General features: G+C 70.6%; 21 protein-coding genes. 15 read left to right on the forward strand and 6 right to left on the reverse strand.

The genetic code is table 11. The annotated features are described in order from the left end of the window. Positions 1-9: 9 nt before the first annotated feature. Positions 10-1,209 carry a hypothetical protein gene (locus FBY22_RS20685; protein ID WP_142148102.1) on the reverse strand — a complete coding sequence of 400 codons (1,200 nt, stop codon included), beginning with the start codon at positions 1,207-1,209 and terminating at the stop codon, positions 10-12. A 427-nt stretch (positions 1,210-1,636) separates the two neighbouring features. Here FBY22_RS20685 and FBY22_RS20690 point away from each other — a divergent pair, with 427 nt between their 5' ends. The 7 genes from FBY22_RS20690 (at position 1,637) to FBY22_RS46015 (ending at position 5,728) form a co-directional block, all read left to right on the forward strand. Continuing rightward, positions 1,637-2,275: a hypothetical protein gene (locus tag FBY22_RS20690; protein WP_142148104.1), complete on the forward strand. Its 639-nt coding sequence runs from the start codon at positions 1,637-1,639 to the stop codon at positions 2,273-2,275. A 53-nt stretch (positions 2,276-2,328) separates the two neighbouring features. Further along, positions 2,329-2,733, forward strand: coding sequence for a hypothetical protein (locus FBY22_RS20695; protein ID WP_174267225.1), 405 nt, complete (start codon positions 2,329-2,331; stop codon positions 2,731-2,733). 121 nt (positions 2,734-2,854) lie between these two features. After that, a complete protein-coding gene (locus FBY22_RS20700) occupies positions 2,855-3,343 on the forward strand; it encodes a DUF2243 domain-containing protein (protein ID WP_142148106.1) in 489 nt (162 codons plus the stop codon). Next, positions 3,340-4,179: a cytochrome c oxidase assembly protein gene (locus tag FBY22_RS20705; protein WP_142148108.1), complete on the forward strand. Its 840-nt coding sequence runs from the start codon at positions 3,340-3,342 to the stop codon at positions 4,177-4,179. Before FBY22_RS20700 ends, FBY22_RS20705 begins: the two co-directional genes overlap by 4 nt. A 588-nt stretch (positions 4,180-4,767) precedes the next feature. After that, complete coding sequence (locus FBY22_RS20710) at positions 4,768-5,076, forward strand: hypothetical protein (protein ID WP_142148110.1); 309 nt, start codon at positions 4,768-4,770, stop codon at positions 5,074-5,076. A 104-nt stretch (positions 5,077-5,180) separates the two neighbouring features. Then, positions 5,181-5,318 carry a WD40 repeat domain-containing protein gene (locus FBY22_RS46010; protein ID WP_142148112.1) on the forward strand — a complete coding sequence of 46 codons (138 nt, stop codon included), beginning with the start codon at positions 5,181-5,183 and terminating at the stop codon, positions 5,316-5,318. 215 nt (positions 5,319-5,533) lie between these two features. Continuing rightward, entirely contained in the window at positions 5,534-5,728 is a 195-nt protein-coding gene (locus tag FBY22_RS46015; protein WP_142148115.1) for a hypothetical protein, read from the forward strand. A gap of 132 nt (positions 5,729-5,860) precedes the next feature. Here FBY22_RS46015 and FBY22_RS20725 read toward each other — a convergent pair whose 3' ends face one another. Continuing rightward, positions 5,861-6,157 carry a hypothetical protein gene (locus FBY22_RS20725; protein WP_142148117.1) on the reverse strand — a complete coding sequence of 99 codons (297 nt, stop codon included), beginning with the start codon at positions 6,155-6,157 and terminating at the stop codon, positions 5,861-5,863. Positions 6,158-6,846: 689 nt separating this feature from the next. Here FBY22_RS20725 and FBY22_RS20730 point away from each other — a divergent pair. From FBY22_RS20730 to FBY22_RS20765, 8 genes are all read left to right on the forward strand, one after another. Continuing rightward, a complete protein-coding gene (locus FBY22_RS20730; RefSeq protein WP_142152421.1) occupies positions 6,847-8,895 on the forward strand; it encodes a SpoIIE family protein phosphatase in 2,049 nt (682 codons plus the stop codon). Positions 8,896-9,034: 139 nt separating this feature from the next. Then, a complete protein-coding gene (locus tag FBY22_RS20735; protein ID WP_142148119.1) occupies positions 9,035-11,116 on the forward strand; it encodes a HEAT repeat domain-containing protein in 2,082 nt (693 codons plus the stop codon). Between the two features lie 180 nt (positions 11,117-11,296). After that, positions 11,297-11,812 carry a TspO/MBR family protein gene (locus FBY22_RS20740; protein ID WP_142148121.1) on the forward strand — a complete coding sequence of 172 codons (516 nt, stop codon included), beginning with the start codon at positions 11,297-11,299 and terminating at the stop codon, positions 11,810-11,812. Positions 11,813-11,941: 129 nt separating this feature from the next. Then, the gene (sigJ, locus tag FBY22_RS20745) at positions 11,942-12,886 is read left to right on the forward strand and encodes an RNA polymerase sigma factor SigJ (protein WP_142148123.1); all 945 of its coding nucleotides are present in this window, start codon (positions 11,942-11,944) and stop codon (positions 12,884-12,886) included. 121 nt (positions 12,887-13,007) lie between these two features. After that, positions 13,008-14,204, forward strand: coding sequence for an NAD(P)/FAD-dependent oxidoreductase (locus FBY22_RS20750; RefSeq protein WP_142148125.1), 1,197 nt, complete (start codon positions 13,008-13,010; stop codon positions 14,202-14,204). A 274-nt stretch (positions 14,205-14,478) separates the two neighbouring features. Continuing rightward, positions 14,479-14,613 carry a GNAT family N-acetyltransferase gene (locus FBY22_RS45220; RefSeq protein ID WP_260845030.1) on the forward strand — a complete coding sequence of 45 codons (135 nt, stop codon included), beginning with the start codon at positions 14,479-14,481 and terminating at the stop codon, positions 14,611-14,613. 162 nt (positions 14,614-14,775) lie between these two features. Beyond that, positions 14,776-15,807 (forward strand): hypothetical protein, encoded by a 1,032-nt coding sequence (locus FBY22_RS20760; protein ID WP_142148127.1) that lies wholly within the window; start codon positions 14,776-14,778, stop codon positions 15,805-15,807. A 61-nt stretch (positions 15,808-15,868) separates the two neighbouring features. Then, positions 15,869-16,447 (forward strand): SMI1/KNR4 family protein, encoded by a 579-nt coding sequence (locus FBY22_RS20765; RefSeq protein WP_142148129.1) that lies wholly within the window; start codon positions 15,869-15,871, stop codon positions 16,445-16,447. A gap of 59 nt (positions 16,448-16,506) precedes the next feature. Here FBY22_RS20765 and FBY22_RS20770 read toward each other — a convergent pair whose 3' ends face one another. The 4 genes from FBY22_RS20770 to FBY22_RS20785 all read right to left on the reverse strand — a co-directional run bounded on the left by FBY22_RS20770 (position 16,507) and on the right by FBY22_RS20785 (position 21,241). Further along, positions 16,507-17,442, reverse strand: a complete 936-nt coding sequence (locus tag FBY22_RS20770; protein WP_142148131.1) for a hypothetical protein — start codon at positions 17,440-17,442, stop codon at positions 16,507-16,509. Between the two features lie 16 nt (positions 17,443-17,458). Continuing rightward, positions 17,459-18,184 (reverse strand): gamma-glutamyl-gamma-aminobutyrate hydrolase family protein, encoded by a 726-nt coding sequence (locus FBY22_RS20775; protein ID WP_142148133.1) that lies wholly within the window; start codon positions 18,182-18,184, stop codon positions 17,459-17,461. Further along, positions 18,181-19,671, reverse strand: a complete 1,491-nt coding sequence (locus FBY22_RS20780) for an aldehyde dehydrogenase (protein WP_142148135.1) — start codon at positions 19,669-19,671, stop codon at positions 18,181-18,183. Before FBY22_RS20780 ends, FBY22_RS20775 begins: the two co-directional genes overlap by 4 nt. Positions 19,672-19,780: 109 nt before the next feature. Then, positions 19,781-21,241 (reverse strand): APC family permease, encoded by a 1,461-nt coding sequence (locus FBY22_RS20785; protein WP_142148137.1) that lies wholly within the window; start codon positions 21,239-21,241, stop codon positions 19,781-19,783. Positions 21,242-21,398 lie beyond the last annotated feature (157 nt).

The following is a 21,398-nucleotide window of genomic DNA, read 5'->3' on the forward strand; positions in this document are numbered from 1 at the left end:
TGCGGCGCCTCACTTCTCGCGCTGGGTGGGGTCGGGGTGCTCGCCCTCGCTCTGGACGCGGTATTCGCGGCCGAACATCTCATCGTGCTCGGTCATGACCTGCTCGCTCGGCGGGGCCTCGCCGCCGTGGATCTGCTCCTGCATCTTCTCGAACCGTTCGTGCGCCTCACGCACATAGCCGGCGCCGAGCGTGGTCAGGTCCATCTGCGTGTCCAGCAGCTCCCGCAGGTACTGCTTGTTCGGCTCGAACGTGAGCACGTTCGGCAGCTGCGGCGCCAATACCTCCTGCGGCTCCCGGCCGTCGTGGCTGCGCATCAAATCGCAGGCGATGTGCAGGTGCTCCAGCTCCATGTTCAGGTGCAGCTCCCAGATCGCCTTCACCTTGGGGTCGCTCTCCTGTTCCATGAACGAGTAGTACAGGTAGCACTCGTTGTACTCGTGGTTGACCAGCTGCTCCCACCACGTCTCCCCCGGGTCCACCAGGGATTCGTAGTGCGTGACGTGCTCCTCCTCGATCAGCCCGATCTCCTGGTAGAGCCGACGGGCGATGGGCTCCATGTAGGTGGGGCCGGTGTTCATGTAGAAGTTCATGGTCTGCTGCTCGGCGGACATGATCGTCAACGCGTGCAGCTTGGACAGCGGGTCGGTCTCGTCCTTGGCGTACGGGTCGCGAACGTTGTCGACCGGGTTGCGGTGGTGGTAGCGGGTGGGTCGGCCAGGCATGACCTCGGTCAGGCCGTCGACGATCGACTCCGCCTTGCGATGCTCGATCATCTCGTACAGGTTCGCGTACCGGTACAGATGGTCAAAGTCCTCCAGCACACCGAACTGATACGCCTGCTTCAGGTACGGGTCCGGCTCCATGCGCGCGACCCAGGCGGTCAGGTCCACCGCGACCTGCTCGTAGGCGATCGTCGTCTCCAGCACCGAGGAGACGCCGGGCAGCAACCAGTTGACGACCTTCTGCTGCTGGGCCTCGATGTAGCGCGTGGCGGCGAGCTGCCGCTTGACCTCCGGGTCGACGGTGTTGCGGGCGAGCTGGTGGCTGAAGAGGATCGCCTCCACCTCGATGCCGTTCATCGTGATGATCCGGCAGCGGGTGTACGGGTCACAGCGGTCGGGATCGATCGGCTGCACGTTCAGCTCACGCCAGTTGCGCAGCTGGCGGTCCAGCGGGATGCCCCGTTGTTCCAGGGGGTTGAAGGTCATGGCAGGCGCTCCTTGTGGCGGGACGGGCCGACGCAGTACCCCTGGCACCGCACTGCATGTTCGGCACCAGGGCACCGTAGTCACGTTTCAGCCACCCACTGGGCCCGGCCACCGCAAGCCCCCGAACGGCCGCACGCATCCTCCGTCCGGGTGGACCACGGGCTGTCCGGCGAGCGGCCGGGGCCACTCGTATCCGCGCGGCCACGGCCGTACGTTTCCCCCGGCTCGGCAAGGGGACCCGCGGTGCGTGGCGCCCTATCTGCGCGCGGCAGCGGGTGCGGCTGCGCGCGCTGCGGGTGGGCCGACTGACCCAGACGTTCGGAAGGAGTCAGGCATGCGCGGCCGGGAGCCATATTCCTGCCCGCCGGCAACCACCGCTCGCTGAGAACGTGCCACTGCGCGGGTCGATTCCGGTGGAGCCCTGGCAATGAATCCGATTCGCAAGCACGCCGCGCGCCGGCGCCGACTGCGCTTCGAGGGCTGGATCGCAGGTATCGGCACCTCCTCTGGGACCCGCGTCGTGCTCGGCCACTGGCAGCGATCACCGTTCGGCGCGTTCAGCGATGTGATGATGGAGCGGGCCGACGGGGAGCGGCTGCTACTGGCCCCCACGCGCGAGACCGCTGACTTCATCAGTGCCACGTATGTCTTCGACACCATGCGCGTCGTGCCGGTACAGGTCAGCGTCGCGGACCACACCTGGACCGTGGTGGCGGGCTCACTCGAGCTGCGCTTCGTCGCCGAACGGAGCGGACCTCTGGGCCTGATGCTGCGCGCCGTGCCCGGCGCGCTCGCCCGTCGCCCGGCGTGGAGCGCGCTCACCGACGGGCCGGCCCGTCTGCTGCTGCGCGGAGTGCGGACCCGGGGAAGTGCCCGTGCGGGCCGCCGCGAGTGGTACGGCGCTCGGGACCTACGGCCTGTCCGCCTCGTATCGGCGTTCTTCGACGGCTTTGATCTGGGGGTGACGGCCCCCGTCGCACCTCCGGTGCGCTTCGGCTTCGGTTCGGTCCCGAGGAAACCCGCGCTCACCAGGGTCACCACGACCGTGGTCGTCGGACCCGAGTGAGGGATACGGGCCCTGGGGTACCCGGCGGGCCCTCCCGACGAAGGGAAGCGGCGTTGCGCAGGACCACAGCGCGGAAATCCACGGATGGCATCCCCGTCGCCCACGGTGCCTTCAATGTCGTCGGCGGGCTGTGGCCGATGGTCCATCTGCGGAGCTTCGAGTGGGTCTTCGGGCCGAAGAAGGACGAGTGGCTACAGATGACAACAGGCGGATTGCTCGTTTCCGCCAATCTCGCGCAGCTCGCGGCGGCCTCGGAACCGCAGGGTGCTGCCCATGCCCGCCGTATCGGCCTGGGCACCGCGCTGACCTTGCCGGCGATCGACCTGGCCTACGTGCCCAGGGGACGGATCCGGCCCACATACCTCTTCGACGCCCTCATGCAGACGGGCTGGATCGCAGCCTGGCTGTTCAGCACGCGGCCGACGAGTGGGAGAGCAGCCAGGAGCGAGCAACGATGAGCCCCGGCACGCCCGCACGGCCAACCCGGAACTCCATGGAATCCGCTCATGAGCGAGAACACGCCGACACAGGCGGACGGCCCCGCAGCCGACGGGACGGATCAGGAAGGTACAGCCAGCCATGAGCGAGCCGGTCCGCCCTTCTGACCAGCGGGCGCCTGTCGAACGCGCGAGGTCGACGGTCGTGTGCGCGCTGATCGGCGCGGCGGTGATGGCGGCGCTCGATGAGATCGTCTTCCATCAGCTCCTGGGCTGGCACCACTTCTACGACCGGTCCACCGCAGGTGTCGGCCTTCTGTCCGATGGGCTCCTCCATACGGCCGAGTTGCTTGGGCTCGTCGCCGGGTTCTTCTTCTACGCCGACCTGCGCCGACGTCGGGCCTTGGCGCCGGCTCACGCACGGGCCGGGTTCTTCCTCGGGCTGGGGGCGTTCCAGTTGTTCGACGGGATCGTGGACCACAAGCTGCTGCGGGTGCACCAGATCCGCTACGGCGTGGACGTCACCCCGTACGACTGGGCATGGAACGTCGCAGCCCTCGTGCTGCTGCTCGTCGGCGTCGTCCTCGGCCTACGTGCGGTCCGCCGCGACAGGGCCGGTGCGGCGGCGTGAGGCTCGCGCACGTCCACCCGGACGCGGCCACCGGTTTCGGTGCGGCCGGGCTCTTGACTGTCGCGGCGGGACTGCTGGTGGTCGCCGCCTACGGGGCGGGTGCCGCGCGGCTACGGCACCGCGGAGACGCCTGGACTCGCCGACGGGACGCGTCCTTCACTACGGGCGTCCTCGCCATCGCGTGGGCTACTGCGGGACCGACGCCGGGACGTTCCTTCACGGGACACATGGCCGAGCACCTCCTCGCCGGTATGGCCGGCCCCCTTCTGATCGCCGTGGCGCGTCCCCTTACTCTGGCCCTGCGCGCGCTTCCCGCAGGCCCGGTCCGCCGCGGCCTGCTCGCCCTCGCGCACTGCCGGCCCATGAGCGGGCTCGTCTTCCCACCACTGGCGGCGCTGCTGGGCATCGGCGGCCTGTGGCTGGTGTACCGCACCCGGTTGTTCGCCGCCACGGAGCACAGCGCCCCCCTGCACGTCCTGGTGCAGGCGCATTTGGTGGCCGCCGGGCTGTTGTTCTCCTTCTCCATGTGCCAGCTCGATCCGCTGCGTCGTCGCTGGAGCTCCACCGTCCGCGGTGGCGCCCTGCTGGCCGCCGGTGCCATGCACGCCGTGTTGGCCAGGTCGCTCTACGCCTCACCGCCGCCAGGCACGACGTTTACCACCGGCGATCTGCACAGCGCGGCCCGCCTGATGTTCTACGGCGGCGACGTGGCCGAAGTGGGCCTGGCCGTGGTGGTGGGGATCGGCTGGTACACCGCTCGTGAGCGTCGGGACAGGCACGTCACCCCTGCGCTCTCCGCCAGACCGGGATGCCGATCGACCGTTTCCGAGTTGTAGCGCGTCCACGCCGGGCTGAGTACCGCCGTTCGAACGCCCGCCGGGCGGGCGTCAGCGCCGTGCCCCTCGGGCTCGTAAGTCACCGCTTCCACGCTTCCGTCGTCCACTGGTTGCTCTCTGCGGGTGCCTCATCGGCCAGACACCCCTCGACGCGAACGTCCACGCCAACGCAGATGGTTCATGCAGGATGGTGAGTCGCTCCGGCACGCGGCGATGCCCGTGTGAGGCCGAGCGCGGCCAGCTTCCTCGGCCGCACGTAGTCGCTCCGCCGCAGCTGGACGCAAGCCGGTCACGGACGTGAGCCGAGCGCCGAACTGCCCGTATCCGCCGATCAGCGCGCGACGCGGACGCGCGAGGAAGGGGCTTGAGTGAGTGTCAGGTCCATCATGCCTGGTCGGAGACGTTTTCGGTAGGACGAAGCGCACGCCTGTACGACCTTGTTGCGGGTGGTGTCGTACCCGCAGACTCGTCGTCATCCACTCTCCGGCCAACGTGCTGGCATCCTTCATCGGCTGCCGGCGCGTTCGCCGTGCTGTCTCGCCCTGGGACATGGCGCCGGTCGGGGAGGGGCAGGGACGAAGGGGATCGATGGATCGGGACATGGTCGTGCTGGCGAAGGTCAAGTTGCTCAGTGCCAACCGTCGGGTGGTGCGAGGCGTCGAGGGACTGTGGATCTACCGCCTGCTGACGCAGGTCGAGCCGGAGGTGTACGGATCGAAGCTCGCGTTCGTCCTGGTGGAGGAGAGTGACTCACCCCTGGTACGCAAGTTGCCTGAACGCAGGCTGGCCCTGCTCGACGAGGCCGTCGAGGTGGCCAAGGCGCTCAGCCCGGCGAACCCTTACCGGGAGAAGGTACTGCAGAGGGCACTGGCCGCGAGAGCTCGCATGATGCCGTAGACGAGCCACGTGGGGTCACGGTCGAGACCGTGGCCCCACGCCCCTCGGCGGCTGCGGGCTCTGGTAACCCGAGCAGATCGCTGGACTCGGCATCGAAGGAGGCAATGGCCTCGCTGGGACACACCCTCCTTGGCCACATTGACCGCGTCTACGCAGTGGCCTTCCGGCCGGGCGGGCGTGTTCTGGCCAGCGGCAGTGCCGACCAGACGGTCAGGTTCTGGGACTTGGCCGATCCTCTGTGAGCCAAACCGATCGTCTCCCCCCTCTTGGGCCATACCGAGACGGTCTATTCGCTGGTCATCGACCCCGAGGGGAACGTTCTGGCTGACGCCAGCGCCGATCAGAAGGTCCGGCTGTTGAACGCGACTGACCGGGCCAAGTCAGTGCTCCCTCAGCCGCCCGGTCACCGGCCACACCGACGCCGTCTTCTCGGTGGCCTTCAGTCCCAGCGGGGGAATTGCCGGCCGGCGGCAGCGGCGACCACACGATCCGCCTGTGGCGCGTCACCGCATCCACCAGCCCAGCCCCCATCGGGCACCCTGTCACCGGTCACCACGGCGCCGTCTACTCCGTGGCCTTCAGCCCGAACGGCAAACTGCCGGCCAGCGGCAGTGCCGACCAGATGATCCACCTGTGGAAACTCACCCAGTGAACGAGCAGCCGTCTGCCACTGCCCAGCCGCATTGGCGCATTGGATCGGAAGGGGCGGAGTTCCCCCAGCCGCTGGGCTGCCTTGGCCTGGGGGTGGCTCCAGCCCGCCCGGGTCGGCACGTGCGGACATCGCTCAGGGCGTGTCGCCCGAGTGGTAGAGACGGCAGCTCACACCCGGACCTGGTGTACGCGGCTCTCCAGGGCGCGGGTCGTACAGCGCCCGCCCGCCGGGAAACTGCCCGAGCTCGGTGGGCAGGGCCGCACCGTTCTCGATCTCTTCTGGTCGCCAGCCCGTGATGTCCAGCAGCAGTCCGTCCAGCGGCCCACCTATGAGCAGGGCATATGTCTGCTGCGGGCGCGGTCCGGGGTCAGGGTCGTCATGGTCGTGGCCGTAGACCCGGCCGCGCAGCAGCTGCTCATCTCCGTTCATGCAGTGCAGCCTTTCAGCTGCCACTGACAATGCGAGCCTGTCACCGACGCAGGCACGGGCACGGGCACGCCATGTCACATGTCCATAGCCCCTGCCACCGCCCACGACGGCTTCACCATGGGCCCCCGGCTCCTCAGAGGGCAACGGCTTGGTAGGGCGCCGTCACCGCATGGCGGGCGTATTGTCCGTGTATGAATGATCTGCGGTGCGGGTGGGGCGGTGCGGGACCGGCCGGGCCGGCGGCACACGGGGGCCGCTGTTGCGGGCCGGCGCACCGGCAGGCCGTATGGCAGGCCCGGCGCCGGTGGCAGCGGGCCGCGCCCCAGCGGGTAGGGGTGGCCGGGGCAGGTGAGGTCCTCCTGCTACACGCGAAGGGCCTCGCCCAGGGGTCAGGCGGCTCGCCCAGGCCGGGGCCATTGGCGGGAGGGCACTGCGCCACGGTTACCCGGATTACAGACCTGTCCGGAGAGCTGGTCCGTGCGGCGGTTGTCGCGGACGGGCGAACCGCGGCGAGATGGGTCGGGGCCGGTGCGGGGCTGGACATCGCCGCCGAGGCGGCCCGTGCCCCCTTCGAGCGCAGCCGCCGCGCGGCCCGCTCCGGCCGGGGTGGGCGGTGACTCGTGCAGGAGCACACGGCCCACGGCCCCGTTCACGGCACTCCGCTGCCGGACGACGTTCTCGCCGAGGCGATGCGGAGCACCAAGGCCTCCGTGGGGCTGCTGTACCTGCTGCCGCCTGAGGAGCAGGTCCTGTGGCTGGCCCTGGTGGGCGGCGTGTCGGGGCGGATCGCCGCCCCGTGGTCCCGCATCCCACTGGACACCGCGATCCCGGTGGCGGACGCGGTGCGCGATCGGCGTCCGGTCTGGGTGGGCAGCCAGGAGGACATCGCCCGCCGCTACCCGAGGATCGGCATCGTCCTTCCGTACGACTTCAAGCTCACCGCAGCCCCGATCATCGGCAACGGCACCGTGTGGGGCGGCATCGTGCTGCTGTGGCCCGTCTGGCACCCACCCGGGCTCAGTACGACCGAACAGGAGACGATCGATGCCTGCTGCCGCCGTGCCGCAGCCATCCTGGACGGGGCCGCCGACAGTGGCCACCCGCTACACGTTCCCGACGAGCCCCGTATGCTCCCGGTCCCCCGCCCCCAGGACGCCGATCCCGTACAGGCCGCCGCTGCCCTGGCTTTCACGGCGCGACTGCCGGTGGGCTGCTGCGCTCTGGACCTGGAGGGCCGGCTCACCTTCATCAACGCCGCCGGCGCCGATCTGGTCGGTGCCACCTCTGGTTCCCTGCTGGGCTACCGTCCCTGGGAAGTACTCCGGTGGCTGTACGATCCGATGTTCGAGGACCGCTACCGCGCGGCGGTGGTCAGCCGTCAGCCCACCTCCTTCACCGCCAGGCGGCCGCCCGACACCTGGCTGTTGTTCCAGCTCTACCCGGACGAGAGCGGGATCAGCGTCCACATCACACCCGCCGACCGGCTTCCGGCCGCCACCGCACCCCACCTGCCACAGCCGGCCGAGCCCATCGGTGCGACGGCGCTGTACCACCTGACACACCTGGCCACCGCCCTGGCCGAGGCCGCCGGCGTGCACGACGTGGTCGAGCTGGCGGCCGATCAGATCGTGCCCGCCTTCGGCCCCAAAGCACTGGCACTGCTCACCGTTGACGGGGGACGCCTGTGCATCACCGGTTACCGCGGTTACAGCGCCGAGCTGATGGCCCGCTTCGAAGCCGCACCCTTGACCTCCGACACCCCTGCCGTGCAGGTCATCACCACCGGCACGGCCGCCTTCTTCCCCACCTTCGCCGACCTCAAGAAGGCCTACCCGCCAGCCGTGCAGCGGGACGAGATGGCCTCGTGGGCGTTCCTTCCCCTGATCGTCTCCGGCCGCCCGGTCGGCTCCCTCGTGCTCGCCTACGGCGTGCCCCGTATCTTCCCGCCGGCCGAACGCGCCCTGCTCACCTCACTGGCCGGACTGATCGCCCAGGCCCTGGATCGCGCCCGCCTCTACGACGCCAAGAACTCCCTTGCCCACAGCCTGCAGACCGGTCTGCTGCCGCGCACCCTGCCGCACGTCCCCGGCCTCGAAACGGCAGCCCGCTACCGGCCCGCCGGTCACGGCATCGACATCGGCGGCGACTTCTACGACCTCATCCCCTGTGCCAACGGCACCGTCGTCGTGGTCATCGGCGACGTCCAGGGACACGACACCAGCGCCGCCGCCCTCATGGGGCAGATCCGTACCGCCGTGCGCGCCAACGCCACCGCCGGCTCCTCACCCGGCGACGTCCTCGCCCGCACGAACCGCCTGCTGACCGACCTCGACACCGGGCTGTTCGCCAGCTGCCTCATCGCCCACCTCGACCTGGCCCATCACCGCGCCCTCCTTGCCACCGCCGGCCACCCACCGGCCCTGCTCCGCCATCCCACCGGCCGCGCCGACACCCTGCACCTGCCCCCCGGACTACTGCTGGGCATCGACCCCGACGCCGACTACCCCACCACCGACGTTCCCCTCCCACCCGGCGCCGTCCTCGCCCTCTACACCGACGGACTCGTCGAAACCCCCAGCGCCGACATCGGCGACGCCACCGCCGCGCTCGCCCACCGACTCACCACCGCGCCGGACGAGAACCTGGAGACCCTCGCCGACAGCCTCCTCGACCACGCCGAACGATCCGCGCACCGCAACGACGACATCGCGCTGCTCCTCGTCCGCCCGCACCGTTGACCCCGAACCTGCGGGTGCAGGGATCCTGCCGGCCCGGGACCGGCACAGCGACTTCAGCAGGCGCACGAAGCAGGCCCGCTGACGCAGGTCGTCACAGGCCCCCGACCGTCCTGTCAGACCCGGCTGCGAATATCACGCCATGGATCTCACTGACGCCCTCGCCGGTCTCGACGCCCACCCCTGGGCCTCCGTCTCGCACGCCTACGGCACCGCCGAGGACCTGCCCGACCTGCTGCGCGCCCTCGCCGAGGGCGGCGGGGACGCCGAGGAGGCCATGTCCGAGCTGTACTCGTGCATCCTCCACCAGGGCACGGTCTATTCCGCCAGCGTGGACGCCGTCCCGTACCTCGCCCGGATCGCCGCTGCCGCCCGGCCTGGGACGACCGAAGTCCTGTGCCTGCTCGGCGGACTGGCCGAGAGCGATGATGAATGGGCGATCACGCCGGGCGCCGTCCGGGCCGCCGTCGCCACCCAAGTCCCGTTGCTGATACCGCTGTTGGCACACGAAGACGCGGACGTCCGGAGGCTCACCGCGTGGACGCTCGGCCACACCCGGAACGCCGAGGCCGCCTTGGCAGCCCTGCGAAGCCGGTGGACGGCCGAGGACGATCCCGGTGTCCGGGCCGAACTGCTCGTCGCCCTCGGCCGGGTCGACCTCCCCGGAGCCGCAGTCGAGACGCGTGTGCTGTTGGGTGGGGATACGCCCGCGCCGCTGCGCCTGGCCGCGCTCCTCGTCGCCCTGGCCGCCGGTGCGCCGTGGACCGACGCACACCACGATGCCGCGCTCGGCGTACTGCCCACACGTCAACTCACCGTCGACCGGTACAGCATGCACCACCGAGAGCCGCTGCACGTGATCGTCGACAGCCTGCTGGGCCGCGACACCGAGGAAGATCGCGAGAAGACCTTCGCGCTGTTGAACGGCGCCCTGCATGACGACCGCCCCGAGGTGCGGACCGAGGCACTCTCCGCGGCCGATCACGCCTGCTACCTCTCCCGCAGCGCTCCCCGACGACTCGTCCCGGCCATCGCGCCACTCGCCGCCGATCAGCAGGCATCAACCCTGCTCGGCAAGGTCGGCCCGGCCGCCGCCGAGGCCGCGCCCGCCCTGGCCGAACTCGCCGCCCAACCCGACGACGAGGAGGCTGACCAGGCATTGGCCGTCCTCGTGCGGGTCGCGCCCCGACAGGCCGTCCCGTTGCTGGCCCGGGACCTCGGCCGACGCCCCCGCGCCCTCGACGCCGCAGCAGACTTCCACGCTCCCGCCTTCCCCTTCGGCCCGGGCCTGCTTGCCGCCGTCCGCACACGCCTGGCCGCAGACGGGCTCGGCCACAATGACACCGCCGACCTGGTTCACCTGCTGCGCCAGTGGGGCCCGCAGGCCGCTGCCGCCTTGCCCGAGCTGTACGCCGTGCTGCCCCGCTTCCCGTACGCGGCCACCGCCATCACCGCCGTGCTAGCCACTGGCGGTGAGGCCCGGCGCGAGCAGGCCGGTGCCGTGCTGCGTGCAGCGGCCACGTCGCTGATGGTGGCGCGGGCCCACCATGACCTCACCGGCGAGACCGACGTCCTGCTCGACGCCGTCGCCAAGGCGCTCGCCGCCGGCCCGCGCGAGGTAGCCGAGGCCGCCGAGGCCGCAGCAACGCTCGCAGCGGCGGCCGCAGGACTGCTCCCCGCCCTGCGGGCAGCAGTCAGCGAGGACGCCGAGCCGACCACCCCGCAACTGGACTGCGACATCGCGATCGCCACCGCCCTGTGGCAGATCGAGGGCGACGCCGAGGAAGCCGTCACGATCCTGGCCTCCGTCCTCGACCGCACCACTGACAACCAGCCCTGGTACCGGTGGACCGTCGTCCGCGCCATCCGCGCAACCACTCTCCTCGGCGCGGACGCCCGGCCCCTGATCCCCCGACTGGAACTCCTGCTCGCCGACGCCGAGAAGGCCCCAGCCGCCGCCCTCGCCCTGCTCGCCATCACCGACCCCGACGTCGTCGACCTCGGCCGCCTCGCCGAGGCTGCGCTCCACTCCGCCGAAACCGCCGCGGACGTCTCCGGCGCCTGCGAGGCCTTCCAAGCCCTCGGCACCACCGCCCTGAGCCCTCACCAACGCCTGCGCGTCACCGAACTCGCCGAGCGGGACCGGCGCATCGTCGGCTCAGGCCTCGCGAACAACATCATCCGCGAGGACGAGCGACTCCGCGCCGTCCTGACCGCCATCTGATCCCTGGGCAGGGGCGGAAGAGTGACATGTCGGCGCCCTGGTCCGTCCCGGAGGGCGTACTGCCGGATGAATCCTGCTGCTGGGAACCCATGAGGGGATTTGAGCCCGCTCCAGGGCGCGCGATCCTTGCGTGCTGCAATGTTCGGTACGCGCTGTGCGGTGCGGGGAAGCCGTATCGGTATGAAGCTGATCAGCGAACGCACCCGCCCGGGAAAGGCGTCGGAACCATGGATGCGCTACGGCGCCGGCGCCGCGGCTGTGGCTGCCACGGCCGTGGCGGGAGCCGGCGCCGTCGATGCCGACAGTGCCTGGTACAGGTCCCTGCGCAAGCCTGTCTGGCAACCCCCGTCGTGGGCGTTCGGCGTCGTGTGGACGCCGCTGTACGCCACGATCGCCTATGCCGCCGGCCACGCTCTGGGCACCATGCCCGACCGGCGGGAGCGCACCCGCCTGACCACCAGCCTGGTCGTCAACCTGGCGCTCAACGCGGGATGGAACTGGCTCTTCTTCGGTCTGCGCAGCCCCAAGGCCGGTCTGGCCGGCACGCTGCTGCTCAACGTCAGCAACGCGCAACTCATCCGTCGCACCGCCCGCACCGACTCCACTGCGGCCCGTGCCCTCCTGCCCTACGCGGGGTGGTGCGCGTTCGCCACCGCCCTGAACGCCTCCCTTGTCCGGCAGAACAAGACACAGTGAGGGTCGATTCAGACCATGGGCCGGTTTGGTCGTCGCGTCTTTCAGGGCCTCTTCCCGTGTCCATTCACTCCCCGACGAGCCGTTCCACGCACCCAGCCCCCTCGCGCCCGCGCGGACTAGGATCGCGTCATGGCGATCACCGTGGGCGACGTGGAGCGGTTCGAGGAATCCAGGGGGCGGCTGGAGGCCATCGCCTACCGGCTGCTCGGGTCCGCGAGCGAGGCCGAGGACGCCGTACAGGAGACGTTCCTGCGCTGGCAGGCCGCCGACACGGGGCGTATCGAGGTCCCCGAGGCGTGGCTGACCAAGGTCCTCACCAACCTGTGCCTGAACCAGCTCACTTCGGCTCGCGCCCGGCGTGAGACCTACGTCGGCGAATGGCTTCCCGAGCCGCTGCTCGCCGGGGATCCGATGCTCGGTCCCGCCGACACAGTCGAACAGCGCGAGTCGGTCTCGTACGCGGTGCTGGTCGTCATGGAGCGGCTGTCGCCCAACGAGCGGGCGGTGTACGTGCTGCGGGAGGCGTTCGACTATCCGCACCGGGACATCGCCGAGATCCTCGACCTCACGGAAGCCGCCAGCCAGCAGATCTTCCACCGTGCCAAGAAGCACGTGGCCGAGGGCAAGGCCCGTGCCGAGATCGACGAGGCCGCCGCGCGGAAGATCGTCGACGAGTTCCTCGCCGCCGCGACCAGCGGCCGAACCGAGCCGCTGGTCCGGCTGCTCACCCAGGACGCCGTCGCGATCGGCGACGGCGGCGGCAAGATCCCGGCGCGCGCCAAGGGGTTCCAGGGGGCACTCGCCGTCGCGATGTTCCTGCGGGGGCTGTTCAAGCCCGGCAAGGCCAAGCGCGCCCTGGTCGGCGGCTCGCCCGACGTGTACGCGACGACCGCCAACGGCGGCCCCGCCGTGGTGGCCGTGCTCGATGGCCGGGTCGTCGGCGTCATGTGCCTGGAGGTGACCCAGGAGGGCATCGCCGCGTTCCGTAACCAGGTCAACCCCGACAAGCTCGAGCGGGCGACCCGCACGTGGGCGGCCGGTGAGCACGGCGAACCCCTGCTCACCGCCTTCTGAGCCGCCTTCGCGCGCAGAACGCAGCAGTGTGAGCTGCTTCACAGCGGCTTTCTGTCAGGAAACGGCGCGCCGTCCGGTTCAAGGGGCGAACGCCGACCACGGACCAGACAGGAGCACCGTCATGCAGCATCGCATCGTCGTCCTCGGAGCCGGATACGCCGGAGCCACGGCGGCCGGGCGGCTCGCCCGGCGCCTACGCCGCGAGGACGCCTGCGTCACGCTCGTCAACGCCGAACCCGACTTCGTCGAGCGGGTCCGGATGCACCAGCTCGCCACCGGTCAGGACCTCACGCCCCGGCCGCTCGACGAGATGTTCGCGGGCACCGGCGTCGACGTCACAGTCGCCCGGGTCACCGCCGTGGACGCCGACCGCAAGGCCGTCACCGTCACGACCGGCGACGGTACGGACGAGCTGCCGTACGACACCCTCGTCTACGCCCTGGGCAGCCACTGGAACGACCAGGGCGTCCCCGGCGCCGCCGAGCACGCCCATGAGATCGCCGGCCGCGCCGGGGCTCTGCGGCTGCGCCGGGACCTTGCCGATCTGGACGGCGGGCGGCCCGTCGTGGTCGTGGGCGGTGGGCTGACCGGCCTGGAGGCCGTGACGGAGATCGCCGAGGCGCGCCCGGATCTCGAGCTCGCCCTCGTCGCCCGCGCCGGTCTCGGCGACTGGTTGTCCGACAAGGGTCGCCTGCACCTGAAGGCCGTTCTCGAACGGCTCGGCGTCACCGTGCACGAGCACACCGCCGTGACCGCCGTCGAGGCGGACCGCGTCGTCACCGGCGACGGCACGGCCCTGCCGTCCGCCGTCACCGTGTGGACCACCGGCTTCACCGTCCACCCGATCGCTCGTGCCACCACACTGGACGTCACCGACACCGGCCGGATCGTGGTCGACGGGACGATGCGCTCGGTCTCCCACCCCGACGTCTACGCCGTCGGCGACGCGGCCTGGGCGAAGGGCCCCGGCGACAAGCCGCTGCGCATGTCGTGCGCTTCCGGTGTGCCCTCCGCCTGGCAGGCCGCCGACGCCATCGCTGGCCGCCTGACCGGCGCCAAGCACAAGGACGTCCCGCTGCGCTACTTCAACCAGTGCATCTCCCTTGGCCGACGTGAGGGCCTGATCCAGTTCGTCACCGCCGACGACCGCGCCGTCCGCCGCGCCCTGACGGGACGCCTCGCCGCCCTCTACAAGGAACTGGTCTGCAAGGGCGCGGCCTGGGGCGTCGCCCACCCCACCCTCGGCCTGCCGACCCGCCGCCGCCCCGTCGTGGAGCAGCAGACCCCCGCCGGCGCACCGGCCGAGGCCGCCGCGTGAGCGCGACGAAGCCGTGCTGAAGGTCTCGCCCGGACGCGAGGGATCCAACGCCCATAAGCACTGGATCCGCTACCACGGCACCGGCACCGGCACCGCAGGGGCGTAACAGGAGCAGGCAGGGCCCCCGCTCGAGCATCACATCTGCCGACGCGGACGCGGTGTATGAAGCCTGCCAGGACGAGGACATTCAGTTCTATGCCCCGGTGCCGGTGCCGTACCGGCGTGTGGACGCGGAGAAGCCACCCTCGGCGTCCACCGCATCGAGTAGTGGGCCATGGCCGGGAACGCCGGCTCGCGTGCCGTCGCCGAGAAGCTCGGATTCACCGTCGAAGGAACACTGCGCCATCGCGGCATCGCCAACGACGGCAGGCCACACGACCGGTGGGTGGGTGGACTGCTCAGATCCTGATGACGCTCAGGCCGGTGCTACGCCGGCTGCGTCTCAGCTCTTCCGCGCAGACGATCCGGCTCGGACAGTTCACGCTCTCAGGCGCTTCGCCCTCAGCAAGTAGTACGGTCCCTGGGGCGGGGCCCGGTGAGCTCTGCCAACCGCACAGGTAAGGGGGTTGTTGTGAGTCAGGTGCTGTACGGAGAGCGGTCGCGGAATCCGCTCGCACGCACAGTGGAGTTGACCGATGCCGTCCTGCGCAGGGGCAGCTGGACCACGCCTGTGAGCGAGTTGAACCTCGCCGCCATGGCCGAGGCGTTTCAGCGGGGCTATTGGCTCGGTGGCGGCGGAGCGGAACGCCCCCTGGAGCAGTTGGCTGACGGTGCCGGCATCGTCCCGGTGACGCGGGTCACCGGGACTGCCACGCCGGTGAGGGTTCGGCGTGCGGCCGAGTTCGCCCGCAGTCTGGGGGAATTGGCGGTACGGCAGTGCGGCGGGCCCGAGCAGGTCGCTGCCCTGGCGGCCCAGGCACGCGCCGAGGACGTACCTCTGTGGATGGCGCGGCGGCACGCGCCCGGACCCGCCGGGCCGGTCACCGTCGTCGTGGACCGGCGGCTGGTGCGTGTGGACGTGTGGGGCCCGCACGCTCCCGTCGTGCGGATTCGAGCACCGCAGGGCTTCCACCGCGATTCTCCCGAGCCGTCCAAGGGCCTGCGGCTGACCGTCGGCGACGCTCCGGCGCAGCTCTCCCTCAGAAAGAAGCTGCGGAAGTCCAAGAGTTCGGTGGAGGTACGGCTGCCCGGGCAGCACTGGGTCCTACGGCGCGAGAACACGGTGAGTTCGTGGCTGCTGCGCGACGAACGACCGGTCGCCCTCCTGACGTGCCCCGCGCGCCGACCGGCGCTCGACCCGAACACGGTCTTGCTGCCACTGGCCCCCGTGCGGCACGAGAGCCCTGACCCTCTGGATGCCGTCATGGCACACGTCTTCTCCGTGGCCTTCGGGCTGGGGGACACGACGGGTATGGCGCGGTTCGGGACGCAGCGGCGCGCGGTGAACGGCGGTGAGCCGTTTGCCGTGGACGGGGATTGGGACCGTCCGTGGTTCAGCAATCTGGGAAGAGCAGGTGAGGACAACGACCCTGGCGGCGGTGACGGCTGGGGTGCGGACGGCGGCGACGGCGGGGATTCCGGCGGGAGCGACGGCGGCGACTAGGATCCATCGAAGCCCTGATCCCCCGGAGCCTCCCAACGTGCCAACTGGCAGGATCCGCCGTATGACTTCCTCCGTAGTTGAGTCATGGACCCACATCGAGGCGTGGCTCGTGGCCAACGCACCACGCACCTTTGCCAAGTTGGCGCCTCCGGCCGACCGCGCGGTGATCGCCGCCGCGGAAGAAGCTCTCGGCCTGGCATTCCCCCCTGCCCTCACGGAATCGCTCCTTCGGCATGACGGCACCGCGTACGGCGTCCTGTTACCGCCGTTCTGGGCGATGCTCGGCACGCAGCACATCGTGGACGCCTGGAAGAGGCGGACTCACATCTACGAGCCGGAACCTTCGGACACCGAGCCGCACGATGCCGAAAGCGAGTACGGGCCATGGTGGCATCGGCAATGGATTCCCTTCGCCGCCGACGGGTCCGGTGACTACCTGGTGATCGATCAACGTCCAACCCCCAAGTGCGGACGGATCGGAGACGCGGACCACGAGGACGGCTGCCGCTTCAATCCGCACCCGATGTGGGCTTCCTTGCCGGAACTGCTGGACATGACCGCCACCGCACTTGAGTCCGGCGACCTCGCGGACTGCTACGAACGAGTCGTGCTCGACAGGGAGTTGACTTGGGAGTTCTGAGCGGTCGCCGGCGGACTCCTGACAGATACCGACCGTGACCCCGGCCCTCCCGAGGTCCGTCAGTCGCACCTCCGTCTCCAGTGGACGAAGCGTTCCACCGGGTCGCCCTCGACCTGCCACGGCCAGGGGCACACCAGGTTTTCCGTGGCGTGGAAGGTCAGTCGGGCCTCGTCGGTCCGGCCGGCCTTCGCGAGGGCGTAGGCCAGGAGGTTGAGGTCGGCGATGCGGGCCGCGTGGCGTAGGTAGCCGGGCTGGAGCCATTGGGGTGCGGTCCGGTCCAGGAGGCGTGCGTTTTGAGGCTGCTCCCAGTAGCGGGCGGCCACGAGTGCGCTCAGTCCGCTTCCGGCCAGCTCACGGTGGTACTGGTCGACGGCTGCCGCGAGTGGCAGGCAGGCGGGCGGCATCTGCGGTGGCATGACCGTGACCACGTCGTCGAGGAACTCCCTTCGCGCCGCCTGGCTGCCCTGTCCGTCCGGTGACAGGTGGACGAAGATCGTCAGGTAGGCCTCGCGGTTCCATGGGTCGCGGGCGGCGATCTCCTTCCAGACCGGGGTGAGTTCGGCGCTCGTGCGGCCCTCGACGCACAGGGCCGCGAGAAGGGCGACCCAGGGTGTGGGGTCGGCGGGGGCGGCGTCGGCGGCGCGCCGGCAGGTGTCCAGTGTGGCGGCCGCGTCGTCGAGTCGGCCGGTGAGACGTGCGGTGTGCACGTCGGCCCAGGCGTGCAGGACGAGGGCGTCGGCGCTGCGTGGGTGTTTCAGGCGCCAGCGCCGGGCGAGGGAGGGGGCGGCTCCGGCCAGTACGGTGACTCGGTGGCCGCGCCTGTCCCAGTCGCTGTTCGGGTCGCGCAGGAGGCGTTCGGCCTGGGCGATCAGGATGTCCTGGGGGCCCGTGCCGGGTGCGCCGGCCAGTGAGTGCAGAACGCGGCCGAGCGGTGCGTCGTCGAGTTCCGGCGCCAGTCGCGGGGTTTCGGCGGGACGGCGGCGGAAGAGCGCCATCAGCAGTGGCCTCGTCTCAGTGTGTTCCGTGTGCTGCCTGGACCAGCGCGTCGAAGAGACGCTGCTGGACGGGGTCCTCGTGCGCGGTGTCTTCTGGGTGCCACTGCACGCCGACGAACCAGTTCTGGCCGTGGGAGAGTTCGACGGCTTCGACCGTGCCGTCGCCCGCGCGGGCGGTGACGGTCAGTCCCTCGCCGAGCCGGTCCACGTGCTGGTGGTGGTAGCAGGAGGCCTCGGTCTTGTCGGCGCCGGTGATCCTGGTGAGGGCGGAGCCGGGGGCGAAGGAGACGGGGTGGCGGACGTGTCTGTGTTCGCGCTCGGGACCGCCCATGTCCTGGTGCAGGGTGCCTCCGAGGGCCGTGTTGACGACCTGCAGGCCGCGGCAGACGGCCAGGGTCGGAAGCCCGCTCGTGAGGGCCTTCCGGGCCAGTTCGAGGTCGAAGGCGTCCTGCTCGTCGTCGACGTCGTAGACGGCCTCGTGCGCGTCGGCCGCTCCGTAGCGGTGGGGTGCGATGTCGCCGCCGCCCGGGAGCAGCAGGCCGTCGAAGCGGGTGAGGCGGGCGGCGGTCTCGGCGGGGTCGGCGGTGCCTCCGGGGGCATGCGGGTGGAGGGTGGCGGGTTCGCCGCCGGCCCGCCAGACGGCCTCGATCAGGGCGCGGGCGTTGACCTCGGCGGCGTAGCGCAGGGCGGAGGTGGTGGCGGAGAAGCGGGCGGGGATCGCGATCAGCGGGCGGTGGGTCACAGCTGGATCCAGGTGGTCTTCACTTCGGTGTACTTCTCCAGGGCGTGCGCGGACTTGTCGCGGCCGTTGCCGGACTGCTTCATGCCGCCGAAGGGGACGGTCAGGTCGCCCTCCTCGTAGCAGTTGACCCAGACCGTGCCGGCCTTGAGGGCACGGGAGACCCGGTGGGCGGTGGACAGGTCGGAGGTCCACAGGCCTGCGGCGAGGCCGTACTCGGTGGTGTTGGCGAGGGCTACCGCCTCGTCGAGGTCGTCGAAGGTGAGGACGGACAGCACGGGTCCGAAGATCTCCTCGCGGGCCAGCCGGCCGGCCGGGTCGACCTGGTCGAAGACGGTCGGCTGGAGGTAGACGCCGCCGGTCTCGGTGAGGGTGCGTGCGCCGCCGGTGCGCAGCCTGGCGCCGTCGTCGACCGCGGCGTGGACATGGCCGAGCACCCGGTCGAGGTGGTCCTGGCCGACCAGGGCGCCCATCTCGGTGGTGGGGTCGAGGGGGTCGCCGACGCGCAGCGCGCGGGCGCGTGCCACGACGGCTTCGGTGACCTCTTCGGCGATGGACGAGTGCACCAGCAGCCGCGAGGGCGCGGTGCACATCTCGCCCTGGTTGAAGAAGATGCCCCAGGCGGCGGTGGCGGCCGCCTTCTCCAGGTCGGGGGCGTCGGGCAGGACGATGTTCGGGGACTTGCCGCCCAGTTCCAGCCAGACACGCTTGAGGTTGGAGTCGGCGGCGTAGCGCAGGAAGTGACGGCCGACGGCGGTGGAGCCGGTGAAGGCCAGGACGTCCACGTCGGGGTGGAGTCCGAGCGCGCGGCCCGTCACCGGGCCGTCCCCCGCGATGACGTTGAGCGCGCCCGCCGGCAGCCCTGCCTCCAGGGCGAGCCTGCCGAGCAGGAGCGCCGAGAGCGGTGAGTTCTCCGAGGGCTTGAGCACGACCGTGCAGCCGGCGGCGAGAGCCGGGGCGATCTTCCATCCGGCGAGCGTCAGGGGGAAGTTCCATGGCACGACCGCGCCGACGACTCCGGCGGGTTCCCGGGTGACCAGGGCGAGGGCGTCCGCCGCGGTGTGCGGGGACTCGTCGGTGAGCTTGTCGGCGAGCTGGCCGTACCAGCGGAAGGTGTTGATCACGGCACGCAGTTCGATGTCGTGGGCGTCCGTGATCGGTTTGCCCATCTCCAGGCTGACGGTGAGCGCCAGTTCGCTGCGGTGCTGTTCCAGGAGGTCGGCGAGGCGGATCAGGATCCGTCCGCGCTCTGCGGGGGCCAGGCGCGGCCAGGGGCCGTGGTCGAAGGCCCGGCGTGCGGCGGCGACGGCCGCGTCCACCTCGGCCGCGCCGGCGTCGGCCACCTCGGCCAGGACCTGACCATCGCGGGGCGAGACGACGCTGAACGTGCCGCCGCCCCCGAACTCGTCGGCGCCGTCGATCAGGTGGGCGGTGTGCGGGGCCAGGTTCTTGGCTCGGTGCAGCCAGTCGTCGTAGGTGGCGGTGGTCATGCGGTCCTCCAGACCACGTCGTTTGTGTTCTTGACGAAACAAAGAGGAAGAGGGCCTACCCGCGGGCGCGCGCCCGTGCGAGGTACGGGCGCGCGCCGAGGGGGGAAGGTCAAGTCGTCAGAGGTGCGGCTCGTCGGCGGCGCATGCGTTCGTTGAGCACGCCGAGCGCCATGACGACGGGCACGGTGATGACCAGCCACACGGCGGTGCTCGTCTCGCCGCCGATCAGGGTGGTGAAGTTGGCGAGGATGAGCCAGATCGCGCCCGCGAGGCCGAGTGCGCCGAGCACCGGTGCGACGAGGGTGTTCCAGGTGCGGGAGTCCGTGCGCCGGCGGCGGAAGAACACCACGACCGACACCGAGGTCAGAAGGTAGAGCAGCATCATCGCCAGGACGGCCAGGCCGCTGAACCAGGAGAACAGCGTCAGCACCGGGTCCTTGCCGGCCAGCGCGAACGGTACGACGAGGACGGCGGCGATCAGGGTCTGGACACAGCCGGCGATCCAGGGAGCGTGCCGGGTGTTGAGGCGGCACAGACCCGCGGGAATCTGACCGTCACGGCTGAGGGAGAACAGGTAGCGGTTGGCGGAGTTGTGGAAGGTCAGGATGCCGGCGAACAGGGAGGTGGCCAGCAGAACGGGCAGGACGTCGCTGACCCAGCCGCCGAACTGGTCGGCGATGGGGGCGAAGACGAAGCCGGCGGAGTCCCCGGCGGCCAGCGCCTTGCCCGCCGCACCCGGTGCCTGCGAGGCGCCGTAGGCGGAGATGAGCATCCAGGAAGTGAGGGCGAAGAAGCCGGTGACCACGACCACCGACAGATAGGTGGCCCGCGGAACGGTCTTCTTCGGCTCCTTGGCCTCTTCGCCGTAGATTGCGGTGGCCTCGAAGCCGAACATCGACGCCACGGCGAACATCACGGCGACTCCGGGCGCGCCCTGGAGTGCCGCCGACGGGGAGAAGCTGTCGGCGGCGCCGAGTCCTTCAGGGCCGCCGCCCTTGAACAGGGTGACGAGGGCGAAGACCAGCAGGATGCTGAACTCGGCGAGGACGAAGACTGCGAGGATCTTGGCGCCCATCTCGATACCGGCGGCACCCAGTGCCTGGACAACCGCCATCGTGACCAGGGCGTACACCCACCACCCCAGGTGGATCCCGGTGTGGGCGGCGACGAGGCCGCTGACGATCGAGCCGTACAGGCCGTACATCGCCGCCTGGATGACGCAGTACGCGAACAGGGCGACGCTCGCGCTGCCCGCGCCGGCCGTCCGGCCGAGGCCCGCGCCGATGTAGGTGTAGAAGGCACCGGCGTCCACGACGTGGCGCCCCATGGCGACGAATCCCACGGAGAAGAGGAGGATCACGGCCCCGGCCACCACGTAGGCGGCCGGTGTACCGGATCCGTTGCCGATGGCGATCGAGATCGGGGCAGCGCCGGCGATTCCGGTCAGCGGGGCCTGACCGGACAGAACGAAGAAGAGGATGCCCAGGACGCCCAGGGCGTTGGGCTTGAGTGTGGCTGAAGTGGGGGCGTCCCGTACGGTCCGCTCCGCGGAGGCCGTCTGACTGTCCACTCGGATCACCTGCCAGAGAGGGGGAGGATCGTTTCAGGCCAAACGAGTTGCCTCATCCTGGGGCCGAACTATCCGTTTGACAAGGGGGTGGGAGCAGGGAATCCCGCCGCTCGCCGAATTCTTACAGCGCCTCAACCGGCGACGACCGGCCGCACGG

This window comes from Streptomyces sp. SLBN-31, from assembly GCF_006715395.1.
GTDB lineage: Bacteria > Actinomycetota > Actinomycetes > Streptomycetales > Streptomycetaceae > Streptomyces.